Source organism: Sporosarcina ureae (assembly GCF_002082015.1).
GTDB lineage: Bacteria > Bacillota > Bacilli > Bacillales_A > Planococcaceae > Sporosarcina > Sporosarcina ureae_A.
This window is the reverse complement of record NZ_CP015109.1, coordinates 2,247,478-2,269,135: the sequence shown is the minus strand read 5'-3', so window position 1 is coordinate 2,269,135 and position 21,658 is coordinate 2,247,478. Positions and strand designations below refer to the sequence as shown.

Below are 21,658 nucleotides of genomic sequence, written 5' to 3'. Positions count from 1 at the left end.
AAGCTGTTGCTTTGCGTTCGGGAGTCGGCGCCTGCACTCCAAGCAACAGAACATACTAAGTATAAAAAGACTATTCAACAAACGGGCCAGATTAAAGAAAGATGAAACTTATTTAACTCTTCACAGTCTAATGGCAAAGAGGAGGAATAAAATGAAAAAGAAAAATTTAATTATATTAATCGGGATCATAATGATTTTAGCTGCTTGTTCGGAAGAAAAGGACATTAAAGACAAAGGAAATCAAAGTAAAATGAATAATATTGATTCAATTTATAAAGATGGAGATATTTCCATTTCTATATCAGTTAGCCAAGAGAGATACGATCAGGGAGAGACGCCGGTTGTTATTATAAGAAATGATGGGGAAACACCGGTGGATTACACAGGGCTAGGAACTAGCTTAGAATACTTACAAGATAACGTTTGGGTTGCGGCAGATGATGCGGTAACAGAGGATAAGTTAAATGTATTAGAACCGGGCAAAAAAATGGATCAGAAATTTCCGCAATCCTTTATACAGCAGAAAGGTGTTTATAGGATTGTCTTTAAATTCCATGCTAACAGGAATAAGGAGAGTAAAAAAATAGCTGTTTCGTTTTATGTGGATTAATTAATGACCAGGAAAAGATCATTAAAATAAGAAATATATCGAGTTGATATACCCCGAATTGAATGGGAGTACGATTAAGACAAGTTAACTGAACGGATTGAAGAGGTAAATAAAATCACTCTTCAAGAATCGGGCGCGATTGTTGCATAAAATAATCGTGCCCATACCGCAATCTGGCCATTTTCCTGAAGCAATATATTGTAACGTTTTACGAAATGGAACGTATTCCTAATAATCTAAAAATTATTAAGGGGGCATTTTTCTTTGACAAAAGAAATGGGTATCTCTAAAAAATACAGTCTAGTTAGCTATGTTTCACTAATTATTGGTGTTGTTTGTTTCTTTATTGTTTTTATAGAACCTACAAGAATAGCGAACGTAGGATACTTAATTGGAGATTATATAACGTTTTTCCTTACAGGGGCTGGAATTATATTGTCAGTAATTGGTTTAGTTAGAAAAACGGAGAAAAATTTAATCCCAATTATTTCATTGATTCTTTCGTCGTCTTTCTTTGTATTTTGGGTAATAATGATTATTTTATTGTTCACTGGTGCAATCCCATTTGCTCCATAATGCAGCAAATGGGCGCGATTCAGGAACAAGGATTTGTGCCCGTTCATCAATCGGCCCAGATTGTAACAGATTAGTTTAAACAAGAAACACAAAAATATGGATAATAGGAGCTGTTATTGTGGGCACTTTAAGACAAACAGTAAAATTAGAAAAATATAATCCAGAGTTCTTAAAAGCATTAAGGGAATTCGAGCTACCTACTGAAAAGGCACAATATACTGCTTTCCCAGCTGTCATACTTGAGAAATTAACTGATGATCAGTACCCGATTGTAATTTTAAGCAATGATGAACCGGTTGGATTTTTCTTGTTACAATCAACTGATAGGGTAAAGGAGTTTACAGATAATCCAAGGGCATTATTGTTAACTGCACTATCAATAGATAATTCTAAACAGGGAAAGGGATTTGCTAAAGAGGCAATGAATTTAATAAAACAATTTGTTAATCAAGAACTCCCTGAATACGATGAAATTATACTAGCTGTTAATCATAAAAATATACCAGCGCAAAATTTATATAAAAGGGTTGGATTCAGTGACACGGGCAAAAGAAAAATAGGCAAGATAGGAGAACAGTTTATTTTCAATACATATATTTAATGCAGTTGAACACGATTAAATATACTGCAATCGAGGGGCAGTTTTCTATAGGCGCTTTTAATTTGTATAATTTCCTTTTGATAATAGTGGAAAGGGGGGTAACCGATGACTATTTTACTGGAGGCATCTAATTGTTTACTGTTATCTACTGATCAAAAAAAATCGGAAAGTCACTGGAGAAACGACTCTTGTTATAAATTCTTGTTTTCGCTAAAAGGTTCTATGAATTACCAAAGCAGACGAAACGATCTTTCATTAACGGAAAATGAATTTATGGTATTCAATCCGAACGATGAACATCGACAGCTCGTCGTAGAAAATCACAAATTTTTGATAGAACTGGATTCGACATTCCTCAACGAGGCGACTGCAGCCATATCGGTCATTCGAGAAGATTTATTTTTTGCTCAAACAATCCAAAAAAGTCCACTCGTTGCGCAATGGGTTCAGTTTGTTCAGCAGTACATGCTGCTGGAAGGACAAGAAAGAAATCGGTCATCTGAAGTGTTTTTAGAACATAGCTTTGCTCAACTCAGTCTGTTGCTGGCCAGGACAACCGTTGGAAATCACAGTTCCGATTTAATCACCGAACCGTTTCGCTCAACGCAGCCAGCAATTTTTCACGTAATGGAAACATTGAAAAATGATTATCAACATGCTTGGAGTTTAGAGGAAATGGGAGCGCTCTTGGATATCAGTAAATTTCAGTTTGCTCATCTTTTTAAAGAGAAGATCGGCGTTTCTCCTTATTCTTGGCTTCAGCTTTATCGATTGGTCAGAAGCCAAGATTTACTTTTACATACTGGACGGACGATTACCGATATCGCCATTAGTTGTGGTTTTTCTTCTATTGGCGTTTATAATCAATTATTTAAACGCCTGTACGGATTTCCTCCGAGCTTTTTCCGACAACGAAATTCGAATTAAATAAAAGACGGCGCAAACGATCATCATGCTGCCGCAGAACACAAAGATCGCCCCAATCTTGATGAAAGTAGCTAAGGCACCAAACAGCACCAAGGAGAGAACGTTCGATCCATATAGAATGACCGCATTAAAGCTAAATGCTCGACCTAACTTTTGGGTTGGAACCAACGTTTGTATCAAATAAACACGTGTCAGACTGCTAATCGGCAGTCCGACTGCCGCAATCAAAACGCCAAGGAAGTAGAGAGGTAGACTTGTGGCGAAACCTAATACAAAAATCCCGAGTCCCCATACAATTGAACCAGATAAGTAAATAATGAATGTTAACCTTTTCCAAAAGAACGGAATCATCACATTGACGAGAATGACACCCGCTCCGTACCATCCCAATAAAAGACTATAGAATTCTTCCCCTTGTCTCGGATAGTTTTGTAGAAGAATCAAAAGCAAACCGACCTGCCACACCCAGGTGTTGAAAAAGACCATCCAAAATGTTGCTGTAAATACGTTTTTAATCGTACCTTCTCCTCTGATCCACTGAAAGAAAGATACAATAGATTTAAAGACTCCTTGATTGCTCTCGTCTGCTGCCTTCTCCTCGTTGGTCGGCTCAATCCAATGAATTCTTAAGATGAAAAACGCACTTAAAATGTACGTAAGTGCATCAATCGAATAAAAATGGATGGTGTTTCCTGAACTCAATAGAACGATGCTGAAAACAGGAGTGAGTACCTGAACGCCTCTTGTGACGGTATCCAGCAAGCTATTGACCGTTGTGCGGTCGTCTACTGGTGTAACGAGAGGCAAAACAGCCCTATACGCTGGATTATAGAAGCAACCCAGACTCTGAATGACGAAACTCACGACTAGTAAATGCCAGAAAGCTAAATTTTCCAGTTGGTAGAGGACGACCAGGAAGAGAATGATTGGAACACGAATAAGATCAATCCATACCAATAACCTTTTTTTATTGATACGGTCCGCAACAGCACCACCAATTAACCCAAAAAGCACATAGGGGACGGCCTGTGAAATGGCAATCACTGTGGTAAGACTCGCCGATTGCGTCAGTTCATAGGAGATAAACAAAAAGGCCAGCCCTGCAAGGACATTCCCTAACTGTGAAACACCAGCTCCGGCCAAATAATAGAGAACACTTTTATTTTTCAATGTACTTCGATACATCGTAATCACCTCATGTCTAGGGTACGCTGTATTTTTTTGCTCATCTATATGAATCTTGCTGATTTTTATGCCAATATATAGGAAGTCTATTGGCGACATGGTTTTACTTTCAAAATTGTTTAGATAAGAGTTAAAATTAAACAGTTATTATGTTAACTAATGATGTATGTTAGATGAATAGATGAATAGAGGAATTCAGTAAAACCGACCTGTATGAAGGATCAATTGTTGGACTGTCATTGTGCCACAAAAGGGCGCGATTGTGAAGTACTACACTCTTAGTTGATCGGAGTGGAAGGCGGCGACTCCTGCAGGACCAGCGGGACAGGTGAAACACCTAAGTGAGCGAAGCGAGCAGTGTGGTTCACCGCCCGCCCTGCGGAACGCGTCCGACTGGAACGCAGATCAACGGTTTTAGACTACTTTGCGTTTATTCGGGCGCGTTTATTGAGGAAGCTTCTCTGAAATCGGTTAGTTGATCTTCGCTACAGCCGGCGACTCCCGGAGGATCAGCGAGAGCCGTAACGAAGAACGGCTTTTGCGAGTGAAGCGCAGCGAGAAGGAGCATATCTTTGCTTTGACAGGTGAAACACCCAGCGAGCGAAGCGAAGAGGTGTGGTTCACCGCCCGCCCATAGGACACGCGTCCGGCTGCAGCGCAGATCAACGGGTTCCAACCACTCCCCCATCATTGGTTGATTCTGTTCAAGCACACTCTGAGTATCATCATTTTAAATTCAGCGCTATATTTAGCTATAAGAAAACACCCCGAAAGTTAGATTTTTACTCTAACTTTCGGGGTGCACCTCATTGAGGAGGAATTTTAGTATAGTCAAGAACTCTCACGATTGCTTCAAAAAATCCACTTCCACTTCATTTTTCCGCGGTTCACGCTTAAAGAGATAGCCACCGTTTCTTACGGACATCAGCACTTCTGCCCGCTCACGAATAGCCTCATAAGGATCTTGTGCATCCAACACGATAAAGTTCGCCGGTTTCCCCACTTCCAAACCATACGCGTCATTTACTCTCATAATGTTTGCACCGTAATACGTGATTAAATCCAACGCCTTATTGATCTCGTCAATATGTGTGTAATGCGCTAAGTGAATCCCATTGTCTAAGATGTTCATCATATTTCCGTTGCCTAAAGGATACCAGTAATCCGCTATGGAATCTTGTGCAAATGCCACATTGTTTCCGTTATTTAACAACTCTTTGACGCGTGTTAAGCCACGACGCTTTGGATAGCTGTCGCCACGTCCTTGGAGATGGGCGTTTTCAGTTGGGCAAGAAATAAAGTTGATTTGTGATTCTTTAAATAAACCTAACATTTTATTGGCATAGCTATTATCCACTGAACCAAAGCTGCATGTATGACTGGCCGTTGTATATTTACCATAGTCTTTTTCCATGACGAGCGCGTTTAACACTTCTAAGAACCGACTATTGGGATCATCGTTTTCATCACAATGAATATCAATCATCACATTGTGTTTTATGGCCATGTCGACAATACGTCGCAATGATTCCACGCCATGCTCATAGGAAATTTCAAAGTGAGGAATCCCCCCTGCTACGTCCGCACCCATTTCCAGTGCTTCTTCCATTAAACGCTCTGCGCCTTCATATCTAAAGAACCCTTCCTGAGGAAAGGCCACGAGTTGTAATGTAACGAGATCTTTCAACTCTTCGCGCAGTGTGACTAACGCCTTCATCCCCGTTAAATTCGGATCCGTAATGTCGACGTGTGTACGAATGAATTGAACTCCTTTACTCACTTCTTTTTGAATTCCTTTTATCGCACGTTCACGCACCATTTCTTCAGTCAGTGATTTCTTATTATCACTCCAACGCTGGATGCCTTCAAATAACGTCCCGGAGACATTCGCATTTCCTTCGCCTAGCCCCGAAAAGATATAATCCAAGTGTAAATGAGGGTCCACATAAGGCGGCAAAACTAAACGACCTTGCAGATCAATTACTTCATCTGCGTCGCCTACGTCATTCCCTATAGCTGTAAACTGACCATTTTCCACTAAAAACTCATGGGAATTGGGATCCCCATATATATTCGCATTCGTAAATTTCTTCATAAAATACATTACTCCTTTATCCGTTGTTATAGTCATGAGTATAGCAGTTACGATACAAGAAAAATAATTCTTGCTCTCAATACAACGTGAGCAGCTAACCCATTCTAAGTCGTATCGCATCCCTAGTAAATTGAAACGCTTCTCTCTAAACGGGATCCTTGTCATCATGTTTCCTTTTTTATATAAAATCCAAACTTTTTGCGGAAGCTGTCCGTCAAAAGAGTAAGACGTGATCGCGACATGTTTAAAATTGAAGAAGGTGACCCTTTTGTCATGACAAAAAATAAAAAAATAGAGCAGGTGGAGCAATTTTTAATTGAAAACCAAAATGCTCATTATCGGCTCGCCTATAGCTATGTGAAAAACAAAGAAAACGCGTTGGATATTGTGCAAGACTCGATTTTCAAAGCGTTAAAATCCATTCATCGCCTAGAAGAAACCAAGTATTTAAAGACGTGGTTTTATCGGATACTCGTGAATACGTCCATCGATTTTATTCGCAAGCATCAACGAATGATGGTGATGGATGATGAAGTTCTGGATGGCTATTTACCACAAACAGAAGATGAACCAACGGATATAGATTTACTAGATGCGCTAGATACACTTTCTCCGGATGAAAAATCGTTAATTATTTTACGCTTCTTTGAGGACTTGAAGATTGACGAAGTAGCAGCCATCTTAGACGAAAACAGTAATACCGTGAAAACCAGGCTTTACCGGACTTTAAAGAAACTGCGTATAGAAATTGAAAAGGGGGATTTGGAATGAAACGGATGAACAAGTTGAAGAAAGACTATGACGATATTGAAATTCCTCCCGAGCTGGATCATGTAGTGAAAGATTCTATTCAACGTGCAAAAAACACGAATAAGAAGCGCTCCCCTATGAGAAACTGGTCGATCGGAATTGCTGCTGCGGCTACTTTATTCGTGGGTAGCATTAATGCTAGCCCGACTTTCGCCAATTCGCTAGTGAACATTCCCGTTCTCGGTTCCATCGTGCAAGTTTTCACGATCGAAACCTTAACAATGGAAAAGGAAACGTATCAGGCAAACATGGAAACGCCGGCAATCGATGGGTTGGAAAACGAAGGATTGCAAACTGCTTTAAATGAAAAGTATATCGAAGAAAACAAAGCGCTCTTTACGAAATTTGAAGAGGAAATCGCCAGACTGGAAGAGGCAGGTAGCGGTCATTTAGGCGTGGATTCAGGTTATGAAGTAAAAACCGATACAGAACAAATTTTGTCCATTGCGCGTTATGAAACCACTACGGCTGGATCTTCTTCCACTGAAATGCAATACGATACGATTGATAAACAACATCACATTCTCCTTACCTTACCGAGTCTCTTTAAAGACGATTCCTATGTGGAAATCATCACTGCCTATATAAAAAAAGAGATGACGCGACAAATGGAAGAAGATGAAAACACTGCGTACTTAGCTATCGAAGGAGCGGACATTGAATTCGACTCCATTCAAACCAATCAAGACTTCTACATTACTGCGGATCATACACTCGTCATTTCGTTTGATCAGTACGAAGTAGCACCAGGTTATATGGGCGTCGTCACATTTGAGATTCCTTCAGATATTTTACAGGATGCCCTAGTTAGTGACACATATATTCAGTAAATGATGTTACAACAGCAGATGATGGAGTTCGTCTGCTGTTGTCCTTATGAAGTAAGGGAGTTTTTATACATACATACGATGAAAATCGGTCTATTCAACACAAATTGATAGGAGGCTATATATTTTATGAGTACGCTACCTCAACAAGTCGGACAGAAAAGACGAAAGTTGAAGAAAAGATATTTTCTGCTTCTACTCATTCTTCTTGTTCTATCGGGTACTGTTCTTTTTGTTGGAACGTCATATTCTTTCCGCGAACAACCTAGTACATCGAATCAACCTGTAACCAAACCTGAACCAATCGAAACGCCGACATCAAACGATCAGCCAGAACCTAGTACACCACCAGAAGAACCTAGTACTGAACCTGAAGTATTCCCTACAATAGAACCGGAGGAAACGGAAACGTCTACTGAAGGGCAAACAGAAATGCCTACTGATACAAGTACAGAACAGTCTCCAGAAGAGAATGAACCTGAAAAAGTAGTGTATGTAACTTTTGATGATGGTCCGAGCAAATGGACTGAGCAGTTTTTAGATATATTGGATGCACATGACGCGAAAGCTACATTTTTCATGCAAGGAAATAATTTAAAGAAAGAACATCTCCAAGCAAGTGTAAAACGTGCAGCGCAAGAAGGTCACTATATTGGCGGCCATAGCATGACGCACAATTATCAAGCACTTTACGCTGATCAACAGTTTGTACCCGAGATGCTTGAATCACTGGATCTCATCCATGAAATAACAGGAACCACTCCTCGTTTAGTGCGCCCTCCTTATGGATCGGCACCTGGATTGAACGGTGAGTACATACGGAAACAACTGGCAGACGCCCATATTAAAATTTGGGATTGGACGATCGATTCACGAGATTGGGATCTTCCAGGTAACCCAGCTCAAATCGTACAAAACATTAAACAAAACACTACTTCGGATAAAGAAATTGTATTGATGCACGAAAAACCGCAAACTTTAGAAGCACTCCCTGAAATTTTGAACTTTTTCAAAGATCAAGGATACGTTTTCGGAGTTTACCATGATGCGAGTCATTTTGTCATGAACTTCCAGAACGATGCAGCGCTATAAACTACTATGCATTGAAGTCTACTACCAGATTCTAATGTGCGGAGGCTACTGATCTAGCAGGGTAGCCTCCCCCCTTTCGTTTCACCTTTTCCACTGGTTGAACTACTCTCCACGCAAATAATCCAAGAATTGTAGATGTTTTTACAAACATACGGTTTGACATGGCATAGTGAATATTATATGATTACCTTGAATTCGAGATAAAAGGAGAACGTCATGGACAATCAAAATAATGAAATGTATGAAGAAGATTTGTCTCTAAAGGCATTTATTGTTTTAACTCGAGCATTACAATCCATTAAAGTACGTGTGGAAGAAGATATCAAACGCTCAGGTTTAAATCCAACAGAGTTTGCCGTTTTAGAATTAGTCTATAGTAAAGGTGATCAACCGATACAAAAAATCGGTGAGCAAGTATTGATCGCTAGTAGTAGTATCACTTACGTTGTAGATAAACTAGAAAAGAAAAACTTAATCAAAAGAAAGCCTTGTCCAAAAGATCGACGTGTAACGCATGCGTCCATTACAACGGATGGAACGGAATTGATGAATGAGATCTTCCCTCCTCACAAAAAGGCGATTAAAGAAATTTTTAGTGGACTAGATATACAAGAAAAAGAACAATTAATTACACAGTTGAAAAAATTAGGTTTACATGCACAGAATATGTAATGGTAAATCTAGTTTTTTTACAACTATTATCTCGAAATGGTAATATACCAATTAATTATAAAATACAAAGGGGTTTTATTACATGACAAACGAATTACTAGGCATTCACCACGTTACCGCAATGACAGATCACGCAATGAGAAACTATGAATTTTTCACGAACGTACTCGGCATGCGGTTAGTTAAGAAAACAGTAAACCAAGATGATATTCACACGTATCACACATTTTTCGCGGATGATATCGGCTCACCAGGGACGGACATGACGTTCTTCGACTTCCCGAACAACCCGAAAGGAACGGCGGGGACGAACTCGATTTCTAGAATCGGACTACGAGTACCTAGCGATGCAGCACTTGAATATTACCTAGAACGCTTCAATGAGTTTGATGTAGAAAACGACGGCATTCAAGAGTTGTTCGGCAAAAAGGTACTCCCTTTCCAAGAAGCGGACGGACAGAAATACCAACTGTTCTCCGATGAAAATAATAAAGGCGTAGCACCCGGTACACCTTGGAAAAACGGACCCGTACCTGAAGAACACGCGATTTACGGTTTAGGTCCAATTGAAATCACAGTGAGCTATTTCGAAAATTTTAAGAAAATGCTTACGGATGTGTATGGTATGAAACCGATTCTTGAAGAAGAAAATGTGACACTGTTTGATGTAGGTGAAGGCGGCAATGGAGGACAAGTCATCTTACGAAATGACCATACAACACAAAGTCGTCAAGGATATGGACAGGTTCACCATGTATCGTTCAGGGTAAAGGACCATGAGGCAATCAAGAACTGGGAAGCAAAATACGATGGATTGGGCATGCAACATTCCGGCCATGTAGACCGCTTCTACTTCGAAGCACTTTATACACGTGTCGGTCATATTCTGATCGAGCTATCCACAGACGGTCCAGGTTTCATGACGGATGAACCATACGAAACATTAGGCGAAAACTTATCACTCCCACCGTTCCTAGAGCCAAAACGCGAATATATTGAATCACAAATTCGCCCGTTCGATACCACACGGTCATAATCGTTTGAAAGGAGTTTTATAAATGGAAGCAATTAAAAAGATCCACCATATTACAGCTATTGTAGGAGACCCTAATGAAAACCTGAAATTTTACAGAGATGTTTTGGGACTTCGTCTGATTAAGCAAACCGTAAACTTTGAAGATCCAAGCGTTTACCATTTGTACTTCGGAGATCAACATGTGACACCTGGTACAGTCATTACATTCTTCCCTTGGACAAATCAGAATCATGGCAGAAAAGGCAGTGGTCAGGTCGGACGAATTGCTTTCAGAGTACCAAAAGGAAGCATGGACTATTGGAAAGAGTATCTGACGGCTCAAAACATCCATACTGAAATAACACAACTTTTCGGTAAAGATACACTCGAGTTCGACGATGTTCATGGACTCGAGCTCGCACTAGTCGAAGGCGAAATTGCTACAGATCATTATGACATTGTCGATTTCCACGGTGCTGTTTTATTGTCCGAAAATCCGGAAGGCACAAAAGAACTTCTTACCGGCCTTATGGGATTAAACGAACTGGATATAAATGATCAAAATCAACACTTTGAAACAGTAGGCAAGGAAAAGCAACATATTATTACGGCAACTCCTGTGCAGCCTGCCGGGAGATTCGGGATCGGCACGGTCCACCACATCGCGTGGTCCGTGCCGCATAAGGATGCATTGCAAGAATGGCAGTCTGCACTGACTGATGAGCAATTGAAAGTCACCGAAGTGAAAGACAGAAATTACTTTAACTCGATCTACATTAAAGAAAAAGGACGAGTCGTGTTCGAGTTCGCAACGGACGGTCCAGGTTTCGATGTCGATGAAGATATAAAATCACTCGGTTCCATGCTGAAATTACCGGAACAATACGAACACAACAGACGAGAATACGAAAATCAGCTGCCGAAATTGGAGGTCTAGTCGATGTATAACATGCTCAATTTCTCTCCACGAGATCTAACAGCAAAAGAAAAGAAGAAATTCCTGATTGGTTCCGTTATTCCTAGACCGATCGCATTGGTTTCTACGATGTCTGATTCGGGTATTATTAATATTGCACCATTCAGCTATTTCAATATCGTCACCTATGACCCCCCTATGTTATCGATCGCCGTGCAGCGCGTAGACGGGAATTCGAAAGATACGGCCAGAAATATTTATGAAACGAAAGAAGCCGTAGTCCAAGTTGTGGATACGGATAACGTAGAAGCAGCAAATGCGACGTCTGCACCGCTAGGGCCGGATGAAAGCGAGCTGGATGTATCGAGTTTTACAACAGTAGACTCAAAAGCGGTTCAAGTTCCAGGGTTGAATGAAACCAAGGTACGGTTTGAAACAGAGTTGTACGATTCATTGGTCGTTTACAATGAAGAAAACATCGCCACTACAGATGTTTTATTGCTGAAAGTAAAACATTATCACATAGATGAAACCATTTATCATAACGGCTATATTGACCCGTTGAAACTAAAAGCCGTAAGCAGACTTGCCGGTAGTGATTACGCGGAAATAGGTAAGCTATTCACAGTAGAACGGCCTGTTAACTAATCAAAGGAGTTGGCGTGTAATGAAATATATTTACCATGAAAACAAAAAAGATGCACCCGTATTCGTATTGCTCCACGGCACAGGCGGTACAGAAACAGACTTAGTGTCTCTTGCCGAACTACTCAATCCTGAATACAACGTGTTAGGCATCAGAGGAAATGTGCAGGAAAACGGTATGAACAGATTCTTCAAACGTCACGGTGAAGGTCACTACGACTGGGAAGATCTTGCGTTCCGCGGCAATGAACTGTATGCATTCATTGAAGAAAAAGCAAAAGAGTATGATTTCAAAATGGAAGATACGGTGCTAGTCGGATTCTCAAACGGTTCGAATATCGCGATTCAAATGATGCTCAAACACCCAGAAACACTTAAAAAAGCCGCTTTATTCGCACCCTTATATCCTGCAGATCTAGAAGAAAAACATGACTTCAGCGATGTGGACGTATTCCTATCACTAGGCGAAGGGGATCCGATCGTGCCTGAATCCGAAAGCAAGCGCGTCATCCGTCTATTTGAAGAAAGAGGCGCAAACGTTACAACCGCATGGGTAAAAGGACACAGCCTGACACAAGAAGTCGCAATGCAAGCGAAAAACTGGTTGAAGTAAACACGATCTATGTAATAAAAAACAATAAGCACGTTTTGTTTTAGTAAAAGAGAAGTTACTACATGTAAAATAACAACCATTATTGGAGGAGATGTATATGACAAAAGCAATATGGAACGTTGACACAGCACACAGTACAGTAGGTTTTTCAGTACGACATATGATGATTTCGAACGTAAAAGGTACATTTAACGAATTCCAAGGCACAATCGAAGCTGATCCAGAAGATTTAACAGGTGCATCCATCGATTTTACAATTGAGGCCAACAGTATCGATACACGCAAGGCCGACCGAGATAACCATTTACGTTCAGCTGACTTTTTCGATGTAGAAAAATATCCGCATTTATCATTTAAAGCGACAAAAATTGAGGAGACATCCAAAGATACGTATGACTTAACGGGCGACTTCACGATTAGAGATACAACGAAGCCTGTCACGTTCAACGTTACGTATGAAGGTATGGCGAAGGATCCAATGAGCGGAGACCAAGCTGCTGGATTTACAGGTAATACGAAAATTAATCGTAGAGACTTCGGTTTAACATGGAACGCTGCACTAGAAACTGGCGGCGTTGTCGTAAGTGATGAAGTCAAGATCAATATCGAAATTCAATTACGTAAGTGAGCCGCATAAAATCCGCACTTTCTAAAAGAGCGGATGCCATAAAGAAATGCCCCTACAGGTAGATTGTATCTTCTACCTGCAGGGGCATTTCTCTATAAAACAGGTGCTGTTTGTACCTATAGAGCCAACTTTTTCTCCATCACAATATGCGGTATGCCATCTTCCATGAATACATCAGACGTAGTTTCGTATCCAAGTTTCTGATAAAACTCTTCCGCATGTGTCTGCCCATGTAATGTTAAGGAAGCGATTTCCTTGTCCTTTGCGACATCCTCCAAGCCTTCAACAATTATTTTTCCAACGCCTAGACCTCGATGAGAAGCCAATACACAAATACGCTCTAACTTCCCTACCCCCTCTACCACTCTCAATCTACCTGACGCGATTGCTTGCCCTTCTTGTTCCACTAAAATATGTTCACATAATCCGTTCAACCCATCAAATTCATCGAACTCGTCCTCTTCCGGCACCTGTTGTTCTTGGACGAATACTGCTTTTCGTATGTCAAAAGTTTTTTGAAGATCTGCCTCTGTACGTACTCTCTTGCTGTTCATCAAACACCGACTCCTTTTTCTACGTTTATTCAGTAAACAAGAAACTTCCGCAGACATTCTCTCAGTCTGTGGAAGTTTCCTGTTCTATCCCGCACTTCATAAATACATAACCATCTTTTTCGATTGTTTCACTCATTTTCATAGGAATGCGTTCCTTGAAAATCGGTCCATCGACGACAACCGTATGAAATTCTCCTGACTCCCCGCAACTATCAATGCCAAGTGCTTCGAGTTCATCCATTAATTCAATCGTAAAGCGTCTCCCGAGAAATTCTGCAGGCATCATCTTTGTATTGACCACAATCACATACGCTTCAAAGCCTTCCGCAATGAATTCTTCGAGCAGCGTACGTCGCGGTTCTTCCCAGAGTGGATGATAGGTTTCCATACCGACTTTGGCGCACATCGATTGTACCCACAGCAAATGATCTTCTAAATCAATGTCTCCAAATACTGCTTTATGAATACCATGTGCTCTCGCAACGCGCATCGCATCAATGAATTGAACTTCATAGCCAGCCCAATCTGCTTTTCGGATCATCAGCGGAACGTCCATTTGCTTCGCCTGCGCTTGAATGATCTCTAGTGGTAATGCATGTGACTTGGAATGCGACTCATCTTTATCAAACATCGTCCATAGCATCGCCGGCGTATTTCCTTCTCGGATTGCGCGATACGCCGCGAGCGCAGAATCCTTGCCGCCACTCCACGATGTGACGAACTTCACGCCCGTCATCGTCCGTCCGCCCAAGAGATGCGTGCATCTATCGTACGCGCCATGCGAATCATATACGAACGGAATCCGAGTTTAGGCCAGAAATATGACGCTAAATGATTCGCCGTCAACCAATCCGTCATGACATATTTATAGCCCGCATTTTTCATTTGAGTGAAACTATGGTTCGCAATCGACTTGCCGATCCCTTGTCCCCGCATCTCAATATTCGTCGTGGCCTGCACAAGCACTGCCGACTCATCCGGCGTCGTCATCGCATGACGCGCGTCCGCCGGTGTGAATAAATGAAAGGCTACAGGAACGCCATCTTGCTCGGCAACCCAACTACGCGTGCCTTCTTTACCCTCATACGCCGCAAACACATCGCGCTCCGCATCCAACGCTTCTTGCGTAACCGGCTTCCACGCTGGAGCTTTCGCCTGATGCAAACTATTCCACGGTGCCATCTTATGCAAAACTCTTTGCTCGTCCCCTACTAGTTCCTTCATCTTCACGAGACTATTCTCACCAGGCTGTGCACGATAGTGTTCAAGTGACAACGCCGCAAAGCGCTGTTCAAAATGAAACGATTGCTCCAGCATTTCCAGAATTAATTCATCATTACCGACCGGAATATCCATCACATGTTCAAAATACCCATTCCGCACCCATTCCGCGCCAACTTCCGTGTACATCAACCGAGCCAATCTCGGATGCTCGTCCTCATGAATGACAAACGAAGGATACCCGACATACACCGTACGCCCACGCGTAACATCTTGACGATATTCGTATAATAAATAGCCGATGACCTCGTCGTCACGCAACGTCACGAGACCCCCTGTATACGGCTTCTCCAACTCTTCACGCAAGCGATCCTCTGCTTGTTCAATGTCCTCAAAACGTTCCTGCAAAAACGGAAAACGCTGTCGTTCATCTACATGTCTCGCCGCCAATAACGAGGCCATCTTCGGTATATACTGCTCTTCAAATTGTACAAAATGAATCATCAGAATCCCCTCCTGCCTAATTTAACTAAATTATACCACATCCGGTTGGGTTGCCAATAAAATGCATGGATGCGATGTGATTTTTAGGGGGGTGGAGGGGTGGAGGGGTGGTGTTGGGCGGTTGGGGTTGTGGTATGAGCGGATGTGTGCTGGTATTGAGCGGATACGTTACCATATAGAGCGTTTAACCACGAAGTATGAGCGGACACGCGTTGGCATTGAGCGCATACGCACACACATAGAGCGCTTAACGCAAAACTATGAGCGAAAGCGCTTCGGCATTGAGCGGAGCTGATGGACAACCACTTAGAGCGTCTCCACATCGAACTATGAGCGGGTACGCGGCAGCATTGAGCGCTTACGCAACCACATAGAGCACTCAACCGCAAACTATGAGCGGACACGCGCCAACATTGAGCGCATACGCACACATATAGAGCGCTTAACCCCAAACTATGAGCGAAAGCGATTCGGCATTGAGCGAGGCTGATGGACAACCACTTAGAGCGCTCAAACACTGAACCATAAACGAAAACACATCAACATTGAGCGCATACGCACGCACAACCACACAAAGCACTCCCCCCCACCCCCAACCCACAAACACAAAAAAACTGCAGATTCACTCCCATTAAAAGAGTGAATCTGCAGCCTAAAAAATCAACCAATCAAACCGGCATTGGAGTATCTGTAGGTTTCGCATAGTCTCCGTTACCGTATTCTGTATCAATCGCATCACGAATATCTTTCATGGACATGCCGTCTTGCTTCATTTGTACGGATTTCACTGCGATCTCCAGGCAAACTAGGCAGCGTGTGCCGTGATCGTCCCAGACAACGGAGCCGTCTTCGCGTACTTCATCCAAGAAACAATTCATATTGCTCTTGTGACCGGCACTATCTCCGCAGCCGCAATAGCAAGGCATGTATTCCAAAATGTCCGTTGCGTTGCCCGCCACTTGATAGACCATGCGCATATCTTCTGGCTTATCATCTAGGAATGAAGGCAAAATGTCCGCTGAAGCGGTCACTTCCTGCAAGTCACCATTCGGCAAATGTTCTGCACGATCCTGTCCTGCTTCGGCCCGTGCATCTGTCGGATCTACTTCAGCAGGCTTCTCTGTAGCATCGTTTCCGCATGCCGCAAGCGCTACTGTCAACGCAGCCAGTCCTGCAAGTAACTTCTTTTTCATGTATATTCCTGACTCCTTTATATAGAGGTTATGCCATTAGTATACAAGATTTGCGGGAAAAGCAAGCGTACAAGTTCATGACAATTATGAGTTGCCTGTCATCTTGCTTGGATCTACATATTCATCAAATTGTGCTTCTGTCAATAAACCAGTAGAAAGTGCTGCTTCTTTCAGCGTTGTACCTTCCTTATGGGCTTTCTTTGCAATTTTTGCCGCATTTTCATAGCCAATATGTGGATTCAAAGCTGTGACGAGCATCAATGAATTCTTTACTTTATTGTCGATTTCTTCACGGTTCGGTTCAATTCCTACCGCACAGTTGTCGTTAAAGCTAATCATCCCGTCAGCCAGTAATTTCGCTGACTGTAGGAAGTTATAGATAATAACAGGTTTGAAGACGTTTAATTCAAAGTTCCCTTGGCTTGCAGAGAAACCGATTGTTGCGTCGTTACCCATTACTTGTGCTACAACCATCGTTAACGCTTCACTTTGCGTCGGGTTCACTTTACCTGGCATGATGGAACTGCCTGGTTCATTTTCTGGAATCGTAATTTCACCGATACCAGAGCGTGGGCCACTTGCCAACCAACGTACGTCATTCGCTACTTTCATCAAGTCCGCAGCCAATGCTTTCAGTGCGCCGTGTGTATAGACGACTTCATCATAGCTCGTCAATGCGTGGAATTTATTTTGTGCAGATGTAAATTCGATGCCGACAGATTTTGAAATCTCTTCCGCAACTTTTTCACCGAATCCAGCTGGCGCGTTAAGTCCCGTTCCAACTGCTGTTCCGCCGATTGCGAGTTCTTTCATTGTTTGGACACTAGTTTCTAGCATGCTGCGTGTTTTCTCTAGCATTCTATGCCAACCGCTGATTTCTTGGCCTAATGTCAGTGGCGTCGCGTCTTGCAAGTGCGTACGTCCAATTTTAATGATATCTGTGAAGTCTTCGGATTTTTTCTGAAGTGTTGTTGCTAATTGATCGATTGCCGGCAATACTTCGCGTTCTACCGCAATCACACCCGCTACGTGTAGCGCTGTTGGGAATGTATCGTTGGAGCTTTGTGATTTATTCACATCATCATTCGGGTGCAGACGCTCTTCCTCGCCCCACTCCTCCAGCAACTGATTACCACGGTTAGCGAGTACTTCGTTCATGTTCATGTTCGATTGCGTACCGCTTCCTGTTTGCCAAACGACCAACGGGAAGTGCTCGTCCCATTTGCCTTCAATGACCTCATCTGCAGCTGCTGTAATAGCTTTCATTTTCACCTCGGATAGGTTGCCGAATGAATGACTGGCGATCGCTGCTGATTTTTTCAAATGAGCAAAGGCTTGGATTACGCCAAGCGGAATACGTTCCCCGCCGATTTTAAAGTTTTGTTTACTGCGCTGTGTCTGCGCTCCCCACAACTTATCTGCTGGTACTTGTATTTCTCCGAACGTGTCATGCTCAATACGATATTCCATCTTTACATCCACCTCTCAAAGTAATAATCAGACTCTCTATCTCTATCATGCCTTATTTTCGCGCAAATTTGAATTAAAAAGGATTGGGAGTTGCTTGGCGAGTACGAAGGGACGGAAGCTCCAGCTGGCGGACGCTTTCCCATGAGCCCTCTAGGAAAGCGTCCCCTCCGAAGCACCACTCCCTACCCCAACAGCCTCTCTACTCAAACCCCTTGCAGACGAAACGCTTTCCGAACCACTGTGAAGAAAATCACCAATGCAGCCGTACTGCAAGTCAATACGATAATACTAAGCGGCCAAGCCGAGCTGTCTCCTGCTAGTCCAACTAGTGGCGAGACGATTGCACCGCCAATGAAAGGCATCAGACCAAGAAACGCCGATGCGCTTCCTGCTGACTTCCCCTGACTTTGCATCGCCAGAGAAAACGCCGCTGGCGACACCAAGCCAACGCTTGATACCATGAAGAATAACGCCGTCGCAATCACAGCAAGCGGCCATTCATTCCAGACTGTCAACAGAAGTAAAATACTTGCCGTAAATGAAAGCAACACGCCTGCACGCAGGAATTTCAACTCATGAATTCTGCCCGAAAGTCGACCTGTCACTTGAGCTGCTGTAATGATTCCGATACCGTTCATCGCAAAGAACAAAGAAAACTGTTGCGCTGTAATGCCATAAATATTCTGCAAAACGAATGGAGATCCAGCTATGTACGCGAACATGCCCGACATGATCAAGCCTTGCGTTAAGGCGATGCCGATGAACCACTTATCCTTCAGTAGACCACTGAATGTCTTGACGACTGCGAGCATCCCACTCTCCGAACGTGCCTCAACCGGCAATGTATCCGGCAAGAAAAATGCCGTAGATAAAAACATGAACAAACCGATGACTCCGAGTAATAAGAACACCGCTGGCCACGAAGCAAAGTTCAGCACGACACCGCCTACAATTGGTGAAAGAATCGGTGCTGATCCGCTGACGATCGACAGCATCGCCATGAATTTTGTTAATTCATTTCCTACATATAAATCACGCGCACAAGCTCTCGCGATGACAATTCCCGCAGCGCCTGTCATACCTTGAACGAAACGTAATGCAACGAAAATCCAAATGTTCGGACTAAACGCACATAAGACAGAAGCAATAGCGTACACGCTGAGCGTAATGACGAGCGGTTTCCGCCTGCCGTATATATCACTTAACGGCCCGAAAATAAGCTGGCCTGCGCCTAAGCCAATCAAACAGGCCGTCAGACTTAATTGGACAAGCGATGTCGAAGCGTTTAAGTCCTCCGCCACAATCGGCAATCCCGGCAAATACATATCCATTGATAGCGGTCCGAATGCTGACAGCGAGCCGAGCAATACGACGAGCCAAACAGTTGGCATGGCAATCCTTTTTTGTAATGAAGTATCCATATATGCATAACCCTTTTCTTCTATAGAATGCATTTAGTATAACAAAAAGCGAACGTATAGGGTTAGCTTTCTACCATATGGACAATAAAGTTCCGCCTACCGCACCGACTAGCACGACGATCCAAGGTGGCAGCTTCCAAAAGGTTAGCATACTGAATAAAATGGCTGCCAATGCGAAGTCTTCTGCCCGTAAAATTGAGCTTGTCCAAATTGGATGGTATAGCGCGGATAGTAAAATTCCGATGACTGCGGCATTGACACCCATGACTGCTCCTTTGACTTTTGGATGATTGCGCAAGATGTCCCAAAAAGGCAGTGCACCGATGATCAACAGAAAAGCAGGCAAGAAAATCGCAACGGTCGCGAATAATCCACCTTGCCAGCCGTTCATCACAGCACCGAGATAGGCAGCGAACGTAAACAACGGTCCTGGAACTGCTTGCGTCGCACCGTAACCCGCTAAGAATGACTCACTTCCAATCCACCCCACTGGTACCAATTCCTGTTCCAATAAAGGCAAAACGACGTGGCCCCCACCGAATACGAGCGCGCCCGATCGATAAAAACTATCAAATACTGCAACCCAGTAAGACCCTGTCAGTTCTCGAAGCAACGGCAACATACCGAGCAAAGTGAAAAACAGTGTTAAACAAATGATTCCAGTTTTCTTTGATACGAGGAATCTCGAGGAATCAGTACCTGGCGAATCATGAACTTTAAATAACCATAATCCCACTAGTCCCGCTAGTATAATCACACCCACTTGCGTAAAAGCCGTTTGCCATAAGAGTGTAACGACGAGCGCTAGTAAGGCGATGGCTTTTCGCTTAATATCCGGCGTCAAATTCTTCGCCATTCCGAGTACCGCATGTGCAACAATCGCCACCGCCACGATCTTCAACCCGTGCAGCCAACCTGCCTCACTAACATCTGAACCTACTAGAAGCGTGGCAAACAAAATCAATGCCACTACGGACGGCATCGTGAAACCTAGAAAGGAAACGAGCCCACCCACTACCCCAGCCCGCGCCACGCCAATTCCCATCCCTACCTGACTGCTTGCCGGCCCTGGAAGGAATTGTGCTAATGCTACTAAATCCGCATACCCTTTTTCATCCATCCACTTACGTTTTCGTACATACTCTTCATGGAAGTAACCTAAATGGGCAGTGGGTCCGCCAAATGAGGTCAGTCCTAGTTTGAGAGATACGATAAATAATTCCACTAGCTTTTTTATAGAAAAAGCCTTGTCATTCTTCATGTTGATCTCCTTTCCGCTTATGTAATACTTTACTGCCGATCATCTCATGCCAAAATTTATTTTCAATAGATTTACTAGAACTTAACGATAACTTAACAATTGAAATTCCGATCAAATTCTACATTGTTCGCTATCTTTTTTAACGCAGTTTTTGTATGATGTAATCACTATCGATGTCAACAATAGATGGAGGAATTAAGATGCTAGGACCACGTAAACCCGATCCATTTTTCACAGCGTTATTGGACATCGCCAAGCATGTGCAGGAATCTATGCATTACGCGAATGATTTTAAAGTCGATTCTGTTTCAGACTTGAAAAAAGCCAGCATTCAAATGAAAGAATATGAAACAGCTGGTGACACGTTAATTCATGAATTAATCACGAAACTGAATACATCGTTCATGACACCTATCGAACGGGAAGATATTTTGAATATCGCGATTGCAATGGATGATATTCTGGATGGCATGGAGCATTTTCTCGCTAATCTCGAGATGTTTTCTCTCATTGAAATTGATGAATACATGCAGAAGTTTATCATCAACATTACGAAAAGTACCGATGAAATCGTTTTGGCAATGGAATTGCTGACGAAGAAAAAGTTAGTCGAAATGCGTACGCATGCAGTACAAATTAAAGAGTACGAACGAATTTGCGACGAAGTGCTACGAACTTCTATCAAGCAAATGTTTATTCGTGAAAAAGATCCGATCCGCATTATTCAATTGAAAGACCTGTATGAACTGCTCGAAGACACTGCAGATTTTTGTCAAGACGTGGCAAATAATATTGAAACCATCATCATGCGTAACGCGTAAG

General features: G+C 42.7%; 23 protein-coding genes. 14 read left to right on the top strand and 9 right to left on the bottom strand.

The genetic code is table 11. The annotated features are described in order from the left end of the window. Positions 1-151: 151 nt before the first annotated feature. From SporoP17a_RS11200 to SporoP17a_RS17030, 4 genes are all read left to right on the top strand, one after another. A complete protein-coding gene (locus SporoP17a_RS11200) occupies positions 152-610 on the top strand; it encodes an immunoglobulin-like domain-containing protein (protein WP_083034713.1) in 459 nt (152 codons plus the stop codon). A 276-nt stretch (positions 611-886) separates the two neighbouring features. Beyond that, positions 887-1,186, top strand: a complete 300-nt coding sequence (locus SporoP17a_RS11195) for a hypothetical protein (protein ID WP_083036052.1) — start codon at positions 887-889, stop codon at positions 1,184-1,186. A gap of 118 nt (positions 1,187-1,304) precedes the next feature. Then, positions 1,305-1,787 (top strand): GNAT family N-acetyltransferase, encoded by a 483-nt coding sequence (locus SporoP17a_RS11190; protein ID WP_083034712.1) that lies wholly within the window; start codon positions 1,305-1,307, stop codon positions 1,785-1,787. A gap of 105 nt (positions 1,788-1,892) precedes the next feature. After that, positions 1,893-2,714 (top strand): helix-turn-helix transcriptional regulator, encoded by an 822-nt coding sequence (locus SporoP17a_RS17030; protein WP_237262313.1) that lies wholly within the window; start codon positions 1,893-1,895, stop codon positions 2,712-2,714. Here SporoP17a_RS17030 and SporoP17a_RS11180 read toward each other — a convergent pair. Both SporoP17a_RS11180 and SporoP17a_RS11170 read right to left on the bottom strand, forming a co-directional pair. Continuing rightward, a complete protein-coding gene (locus tag SporoP17a_RS11180; RefSeq protein WP_083036048.1) occupies positions 2,655-3,899 on the bottom strand; it encodes an MFS transporter in 1,245 nt (414 codons plus the stop codon). The genes SporoP17a_RS17030 and SporoP17a_RS11180 overlap by 60 nt on opposite strands. An 841-nt stretch (positions 3,900-4,740) precedes the next feature. Further along, positions 4,741-5,994, bottom strand: coding sequence for an amidohydrolase family protein (locus tag SporoP17a_RS11170; RefSeq protein WP_083034710.1), 1,254 nt, complete (start codon positions 5,992-5,994; stop codon positions 4,741-4,743). Between the two features lie 273 nt (positions 5,995-6,267). Between SporoP17a_RS11170 and SporoP17a_RS11165 the strand changes: the two genes are divergently transcribed. The 9 genes from SporoP17a_RS11165 (at position 6,268) to SporoP17a_RS11125 (ending at position 13,212) form a co-directional block, all read left to right on the top strand. Beyond that, the gene (locus tag SporoP17a_RS11165) at positions 6,268-6,765 is read left to right on the top strand and encodes an RNA polymerase sigma factor SigV (protein WP_167693415.1); all 498 of its coding nucleotides are present in this window, start codon (positions 6,268-6,270) and stop codon (positions 6,763-6,765) included. Further along, entirely contained in the window at positions 6,762-7,634 is an 873-nt protein-coding gene (locus tag SporoP17a_RS11160) for an anti-sigma-V factor RsiV (RefSeq protein ID WP_083034708.1), read from the top strand. Before SporoP17a_RS11165 ends, SporoP17a_RS11160 begins: the two co-directional genes overlap by 4 nt. A gap of 126 nt (positions 7,635-7,760) precedes the next feature. After that, positions 7,761-8,723, top strand: coding sequence for a polysaccharide deacetylase family protein (locus SporoP17a_RS11155; RefSeq protein ID WP_335695486.1), 963 nt, complete (start codon positions 7,761-7,763; stop codon positions 8,721-8,723). 216 nt (positions 8,724-8,939) lie between these two features. Next, positions 8,940-9,395, top strand: coding sequence for a MarR family winged helix-turn-helix transcriptional regulator (locus tag SporoP17a_RS11150; RefSeq protein ID WP_083034707.1), 456 nt, complete (start codon positions 8,940-8,942; stop codon positions 9,393-9,395). A gap of 82 nt (positions 9,396-9,477) precedes the next feature. Then, entirely contained in the window at positions 9,478-10,431 is a 954-nt protein-coding gene (locus SporoP17a_RS11145) for a ring-cleaving dioxygenase (RefSeq protein ID WP_083034706.1), read from the top strand. 22 nt (positions 10,432-10,453) lie between these two features. Next, entirely contained in the window at positions 10,454-11,347 is an 894-nt protein-coding gene (locus tag SporoP17a_RS11140) for a VOC family protein (protein ID WP_083034705.1), read from the top strand. Positions 11,348-11,350: 3 nt separating this feature from the next. Continuing rightward, positions 11,351-11,974: a flavin reductase family protein gene (locus SporoP17a_RS11135; protein ID WP_335695485.1), complete on the top strand. Its 624-nt coding sequence runs from the start codon at positions 11,351-11,353 to the stop codon at positions 11,972-11,974. Between the two features lie 19 nt (positions 11,975-11,993). Beyond that, positions 11,994-12,584 carry an alpha/beta hydrolase gene (locus SporoP17a_RS11130; protein ID WP_083034704.1) on the top strand — a complete coding sequence of 197 codons (591 nt, stop codon included), beginning with the start codon at positions 11,994-11,996 and terminating at the stop codon, positions 12,582-12,584. A gap of 97 nt (positions 12,585-12,681) precedes the next feature. Further along, positions 12,682-13,212, top strand: a complete 531-nt coding sequence (locus tag SporoP17a_RS11125; protein ID WP_083034703.1) for a YceI family protein — start codon at positions 12,682-12,684, stop codon at positions 13,210-13,212. Positions 13,213-13,328: 116 nt separating this feature from the next. Here SporoP17a_RS11125 and SporoP17a_RS11120 read toward each other — a convergent pair whose 3' ends face one another. From SporoP17a_RS11120 to chrA, 7 genes are all read right to left on the bottom strand, one after another. Further along, positions 13,329-13,766: a GNAT family N-acetyltransferase gene (locus SporoP17a_RS11120; protein ID WP_083034702.1), complete on the bottom strand. Its 438-nt coding sequence runs from the start codon at positions 13,764-13,766 to the stop codon at positions 13,329-13,331. A 61-nt stretch (positions 13,767-13,827) separates the two neighbouring features. Beyond that, a complete protein-coding gene (locus SporoP17a_RS11115; RefSeq protein WP_083034701.1) occupies positions 13,828-14,502 on the bottom strand; it encodes a Dph6-related ATP pyrophosphatase in 675 nt (224 codons plus the stop codon). After that, complete coding sequence (locus SporoP17a_RS11110) at positions 14,499-15,491, bottom strand: GNAT family N-acetyltransferase (RefSeq protein WP_237262312.1); 993 nt, start codon at positions 15,489-15,491, stop codon at positions 14,499-14,501. Before SporoP17a_RS11110 ends, SporoP17a_RS11115 begins: the two co-directional genes overlap by 4 nt. Before the next feature lie 668 nt (positions 15,492-16,159). Continuing rightward, positions 16,160-16,684: a PCYCGC motif-containing (lipo)protein gene (locus tag SporoP17a_RS11105; protein WP_083034700.1), complete on the bottom strand. Its 525-nt coding sequence runs from the start codon at positions 16,682-16,684 to the stop codon at positions 16,160-16,162. 84 nt (positions 16,685-16,768) lie between these two features. Next, the gene (gene fumC, locus SporoP17a_RS11100) at positions 16,769-18,154 is read right to left on the bottom strand and encodes a class II fumarate hydratase (protein WP_083034699.1); all 1,386 of its coding nucleotides are present in this window, start codon (positions 18,152-18,154) and stop codon (positions 16,769-16,771) included. Positions 18,155-18,357: 203 nt separating this feature from the next. Then, positions 18,358-19,575: a multidrug effflux MFS transporter gene (locus SporoP17a_RS11095; RefSeq protein ID WP_083034698.1), complete on the bottom strand. Its 1,218-nt coding sequence runs from the start codon at positions 19,573-19,575 to the stop codon at positions 18,358-18,360. A 70-nt stretch (positions 19,576-19,645) separates the two neighbouring features. Then, a complete protein-coding gene (gene chrA, locus SporoP17a_RS11090; protein WP_083034697.1) occupies positions 19,646-20,836 on the bottom strand; it encodes a chromate efflux transporter in 1,191 nt (396 codons plus the stop codon). 200 nt (positions 20,837-21,036) lie between these two features. Between chrA and SporoP17a_RS11085 the strand changes: the two genes are divergently transcribed. Next, positions 21,037-21,657 carry a DUF47 domain-containing protein gene (locus SporoP17a_RS11085; RefSeq protein ID WP_083034696.1) on the top strand — a complete coding sequence of 207 codons (621 nt, stop codon included), beginning with the start codon at positions 21,037-21,039 and terminating at the stop codon, positions 21,655-21,657. The last annotated feature ends 1 nt before the right edge of the window (position 21,658 follow it).